Genomic DNA, 5,090 nt, shown 5'->3' with positions numbered 1-5,090 from the left:
CGATGCTGACAATGACGCTGTTGTCGGCCGTGCGCACGACCTCGCCGCTGAGCATCTGGGCGACGTCGCCTACCTTGAATTCCATCAGGCCGGCCCCCTCATCTTCCACTTTGACACGCTGTTGCCTGCCTGCTGCGAGCCTTTCTTGACAAGCTCGGTGTGCAGCAATGCCGCCGCAACAGCCGCAGCGGCGTTCTTGCCCGCCTCCTTCCTTGTGTCTTCGTTCATCCTGTCAAATACCTTGAACCGGTCGAGGTAGTCAGTAGACAGCTCGCCTTTGATAAAGTTCGACTCGTCCATTATCGTCTTGTACAGCGGTATCGTGGTGTTGATGCCCTCTATCGTGAACTCGTCCAGCGCGTTGCGCATCCTCACCCTCGCTTCTTCAAAGTTCCTGCCCCATGCCAGCAATTTAGCGGTCAGCGAGTCGTAATAGCCCGAGACGTTGCAGCCGGGGTAGAGGTACGTGTCGACCCTGACGCCCGGCCCGTAGGGGATGTTGCAGCTGGGCACAATCCCTGTGGACGGCGCAAAGTCGTAGAACGGGTCTTCGGCGTTTATGCGGCATTCAATCGCGCAGCCGTTCATCTTCAGGTCCTCCTGCTTGAACGGGATCTCGCCGCCTTCAGCCACGTGGATCTGCAGTTTCACGAGGTCAAGGCCCGTGACCAGTTCCGTAACGGGGTGCTCTACTTGCAGGCGCGAGTTTATCTCGATAAAGTAAAAGTTGCCCTCCGGGTCGCGCAAAAACTCGGCTGTTCCTGCGTTCAGGTAATCGACGGCATCCGCGGCCCTGACGGCGATCTCGCCTATCCTGTCCCTTGTCTTCTGGTCCATGACAGGCGACGGCGACATCTCTATCAACTTTTGGTGGCGCCTCTGGATGGAGCACTCGCGCTCAAACAGGTGTCGGCCGTTGCCGTGCGAGTCGCGTATCAGCTGGAACTCGATGTGCCTGATCCTCTGCAGGTACTTTTCTACAAACAGCGCCGCCTTGCCAAAAGCCGCCTTTGACTCGGCAGAAGCCATCTCGAACTCCTGGCGCAGCTGCTTTTCGTCGTTGGCAAGCCTGATGCCCCTGCCACCGCCGCCAAACGCCGATTTCAGCAAAACAGGATAGCCGGCTTCGTGCGCGATGCTGGCAGCCCTTTCCACGTCTTCGATGATGCCGTCGCTCCCCGGCACCGTCGGCACCTTTGCCTTTTTCATCACGGCCTTGCACTTCATCTTGTCGCCCGTGATCTCCATCGCCTTTGCCCTTGGGCCTATGAATATGATGCCGTTCTTTTCACAAGTCTCTGAAAAGACCTCGTTCTCTGAAAGAAAGCCGTAGCCGGGGTGGATTGCGTCGACCCCTGCCTCCATGGCAGTCTCTATGATCTTGTCCATGTTGAGGTAGCTCTGCGCAGGCGCCGCCGGCCCGATGTGGTATGCCTTGTCGGCCCTCTTGACGTGGATTGCGCGCACGTCCTCGTCAGAATAGACCGCGACTGACTTTATGCCCAGCTCCTTGCAAGCCCGCACTACCCTGAGGGCTATTTCACCCCTGTTTGCTATCAGGATGCTTTGTATTTTTTTGCCCATTGCGCATCACAGGTTGATGTTGCCGTGCTTTTTCCACGGCCTCGGCTCCTTTTTGTTTGCCAGCGCCTGCAGCGCCCTGATTATCATGGGCCGGGTATCCATCGGGTCGATGACGACGTCGATGATGCCCCGCTCTGCCGCAAGGTACGGGTTTGCAAACTTGTCGCGATATTCCTTGGCCAGCTTTTTCTTGGTAACAGCCGCGTCCGGCGCATTCTTTAGATCTTTTCTGTGCGTGATTGTGACTGCCGCCTCCGGACCCAGCACCGCGATCTCCGCGTTGGGCCACGCATAATTGACATCGGCGCGCAGGTTCTTGCTTCCCATGGCGATATAGGCGCCGCCATACGCCTTGCCGATGATGCACGTTATTTTCGGCACGGTCGCCTCGCAATACGCAAAGAGCATCTTGCTTCCGTGCCTGATGATGCCGTTGTGCTCCTGGTTGGCGCCGGGCAGGTAGCCGGGCGTGTCCACAAGCGTCACAATGGGGATGTTGAACGAGTCGCAGAACCGGATAAAGCGGGCCGCCTTGTTGGCCGAGTCGATGTCAAGCGCGCCTGCGAGGAACATTGGCTGGTTTGCCACGATGCCGACGGTCCTGCCGCCCATCCTGGCAAAGCACACGATGATGTTGCCTGCAAAGAGCTCGTGCACCTCGAAAAAGTCGCCGTTGTCGACAAGCGACTTTATGATCTCTTTCATGTCGTACTGCTGGTAGGGGTTTTCCGGCAGCATGTTGATGAGGTTCGGGTCGACCCTGTTGGGGTCGTCCGTGCTCTCTGCCATAGGCGCCTCCTCGGTGTTGTTTTGCGGCACGAACGACAAGAGCTTTTTTATCCTGTCAAAGCAGTCGTACTCGTTCTTGGCGACAAAGTGCGCCACGCCGGACTTGCTCCCGTGCGCCATGGCGCCGCCCAGCTCGTCAAACGAGACTTCCTCGCTCAGCACTTCCTTTACCACCTCGGGGCCGGTCACAAACATCTGGCCAATGTTCTCTACCATGATGACAAAGTCAGTCATCGCCGGCGAGTACACGGCTCCGCCGGCGCACGGGCCGATGCTCGCAGTTATCTGCGGGACGACGCCGGACGCCATCGTGTTTCGGAAAAAGATGTCGCCGTACCCGTCGAGGCTGTTGACGCCTTCCTGGATCCTAGCGCCGCCCGAGTCGATGATGCCGACTACTGGGCAGCCGACCTTGAGCGCGTGGTCCATCACCTTGACTATCTTTTTGCTCGTCATCTCGCCAAGCGAGCCTCCGAGCACCGTAAAGTCGTAAGCGAAAACGAAAATCTGCCTTCCTGCAACCGTGCCAAAGCCGGTCACCGCGCCGTCGCCATAGAATTTCTGGACGCCCGGGTCGTCGCCCCTGTGGGTGACGTACTTGTCAATCTCGACAAAGCTTCCCTCGTCGAGCAATAACGCAATCCTCTCACGCGCAGTCAGCTTGCCCTTTGAATGCTGGGCCTCGACGCGCTCGGCGCCACCGCCGCCCTCGGCGGACTTTTTCATCGAAGCCAACTTCTTTAGTTTTTCTTCGTGCATGGAAGTGTAGGTAATGCCATCGGCTAGCTATATAAATTCATTACAGCATTCAGGTGATGATTTCTGACCGGTATTTACTCTCGTAGACCTGTCCTTCCGCCCTGCGCCCTGCGAAAGACGTTCATGCCAAGGTTGTAATTTTCAAACATAGATTCAAGCGCCTCGATCTCTTGCTTTAGCACTGCAATCTTGACCCTGTTCTCGTCGGGGGTCTTGCCCAGCTTCTCCACCGCGGCCCTCTTTTCAGCCAAGAGCTGGCCGACGTTGCGCTCGTACTCGCTTGACATCTGCGTGCTTGCTACCGCTGCTTTACATTTTAACTTTTGCCATCTTTGCCAAAAACGCCTGCTGGTAGTTGTCGTACGCTTTTTTGTCAGACATACACCCTTCGCATATGCACGCCTGCGACACGGCCGGCCTGTCGCAGTCTGCCTCCAAAGAGCAAGAAGCGCAGCCCGCGGTCTTGCCGCAGATAAAGCACTTCAATTCCATGACGGATGCGGGCGCCTTCTCTTCAACAGTCTCGCACTTTACGTGCTTGATCGCCTTGGACGCCCTTGACCAGAGGGCATAGTCGCCCTGCGGGATCTCTTTTCCGCAGGCAGAGCACTTGCCCTTGTACTTTACCAGCAGCCTTATCCACGCCTCACTCATTTCCTGGTCCTCTCTATCTCTTTTGCCAGCGACTCGCCCACCGACCCGTCGTCAAAGTTGTCCACCGCAAACTGTACAGGATCGACTTTCTCGTTTGCCATTGCCCGCGCAAGGTACGGCAGGACAAACGTGCCAAACGTGCGCTTTGAAACGTGCATTGCAGGCGCGATTGCAGACGACAGCTTTCTGACAGTCTGCCCACGCGCAAACGACGGGCCCATCACCTGCCACGGCATCGCATACTGGCTGTACTTTATTCCCTTGCCACGCGACTTTTCATACAGCCCGTGCGACAGCATGTCCCTGACGTAGCGCAAGAGGCTCCAGTGCCTCCTCCTGCTGACCCTGCCGACGACGACGTCCGCCCTGGATAGCGTGTCGAGCATCCCTGCAAGCGAGTCCTGGTCAAGGTGCGCAGAAACTATGCTTGAAAACAGGGCTGCAATCATGTCCCTGCGCCTCGCCTCTGCGTCGCCGCCCTGGTACCGCGGGTCCGGGAACGTGGCGTCGGCCCTTGCCAGCGCCTGCACCGCGTTTTCTTTTCCTGCGGCAGCAAAGTAGCCGTTGATTGCATCTGCAACGTCTACCTCTATCACGTCCCTGTTTGACACCGTCGCGTACCCCGCCGCGCGGGACTGGGCGCCGTTGAGCATCGCCCTGATGTCGCCCCTGCTGTTGTTGACGATTGACACCCTGTCGCCGGGGCCCAGTTTCACGCCTTCGCTTTCAAGCACGTGGTCGAGGAACAGAAGCAAGAGCCTGGGAGGCACCGGGCTGAATTCGATTACCTTGCAGGCCTTGGCAAGCTCCTTCGTCTTGGCCGATTTTGCATTGGCAGCCATTATCACCGGCACGGTCGGCTCTTTCATCAGGTCGACAAGCGCGTCCAGCCCGCCCGAGTCCTCCCTGCCTGAAATGCCGTCCACTTCGTCAAGGAAAAGCATTATCCTGCGCCCAAAGATGCCGGTGTTGGCAAAGACGGGCTTTATCCTCGTCTCGATGCTCTCACGGTTGCGCGCGTCGCTTGCGTTCATCTCTACGAGGTCATAGTCAAACTGCCTTGCAAGCGCGTGGACGGCAGTCGTCTTGCCCGTGCCCGGAGGCCCTATCAAGAGGAGCGGCTTGGCCCCGCTCACCCATCCTCCAAGCCACTTTAATATCGCAAGCCGGGCGTCTTCGTTTCCCACCATCTGCTCTATCCTCTTGGGCCTGTGGACCTCTGACCACATCAGGGCGGGGGGCATGTCTACTTTACCGCTGCGTCCATTTTCTTTTTGAAATCTGCAAACGGCGCGCGCCTGAGA

Annotated in this window: 5 protein-coding genes; all 5 read right to left on the bottom strand. The window is 57.8% G+C overall.

The genetic code is table 11. The features are described 5' to 3' along the window. Positions 1 to 84: 84 nt before the first annotated feature. On the bottom strand, positions 85 to 1,584 hold the full coding sequence (locus ACREAY_RS09615) for an acetyl-CoA carboxylase biotin carboxylase subunit (protein ID WP_431755554.1): 1,500 nt from the start codon (positions 1,582 to 1,584) through the stop codon (positions 85 to 87). Positions 1,585 to 1,590: 6 nt separating this feature from the next. Then, entirely contained in the window at positions 1,591 to 3,132 is a 1,542-nt protein-coding gene (locus tag ACREAY_RS09610) for an acyl-CoA carboxylase subunit beta (protein ID WP_431755553.1), read from the bottom strand. 74 nt (positions 3,133 to 3,206) lie between these two features. After that, positions 3,207 to 3,419 carry a hypothetical protein gene (locus ACREAY_RS09605; protein ID WP_431755552.1) on the bottom strand — a complete coding sequence of 71 codons (213 nt, stop codon included), beginning with the start codon at positions 3,417 to 3,419 and terminating at the stop codon, positions 3,207 to 3,209. A gap of 22 nt (positions 3,420 to 3,441) precedes the next feature. Further along, positions 3,442 to 3,786, bottom strand: coding sequence for a hypothetical protein (locus tag ACREAY_RS09600; RefSeq protein WP_431755551.1), 345 nt, complete (start codon positions 3,784 to 3,786; stop codon positions 3,442 to 3,444). After that, positions 3,783 to 5,030 carry an AAA family ATPase gene (locus ACREAY_RS09595; RefSeq protein WP_431755550.1) on the bottom strand — a complete coding sequence of 416 codons (1,248 nt, stop codon included), beginning with the start codon at positions 5,028 to 5,030 and terminating at the stop codon, positions 3,783 to 3,785. The genes ACREAY_RS09600 and ACREAY_RS09595 overlap by 4 nt, the downstream gene beginning before the upstream one ends. Positions 5,031 to 5,090 lie beyond the last annotated feature (60 nt).

This window comes from Nitrososphaera sp. (assembly GCF_050748925.1).
Classification (GTDB): domain Archaea; phylum Thermoproteota; class Nitrososphaeria; order Nitrososphaerales; family Nitrososphaeraceae; genus Nitrososphaera.
This window is presented reverse-complemented; position numbering and strand designations above follow the sequence as displayed.

What these genes read in the sequence shown, in the direction of transcription:
- ACREAY_RS09615 (WP_431755554.1), bottom strand. Translation starts at nt 1,584, where the DNA reads ATGGGCAAAAAAATACAAAGCATCCTGATAGCAAACAGGGGTGAAATA.
- ACREAY_RS09610 (WP_431755553.1), bottom strand. Translation starts at nt 3,132, where the DNA reads ATGCACGAAGAAAAACTAAAGAAGTTGGCTTCGATGAAAAAGTCCGCC.
- ACREAY_RS09605 (WP_431755552.1), bottom strand. Translation starts at nt 3,419, where the DNA reads ATGTCAAGCGAGTACGAGCGCAACGTCGGCCAGCTCTTGGCTGAAAAG.
- ACREAY_RS09600 (WP_431755551.1), bottom strand. Translation starts at nt 3,786, where the DNA reads ATGAGTGAGGCGTGGATAAGGCTGCTGGTAAAGTACAAGGGCAAGTGC.
- ACREAY_RS09595 (WP_431755550.1), bottom strand. Translation starts at nt 5,030, where the DNA reads ATGCCCCCCGCCCTGATGTGGTCAGAGGTCCACAGGCCCAAGAGGATA.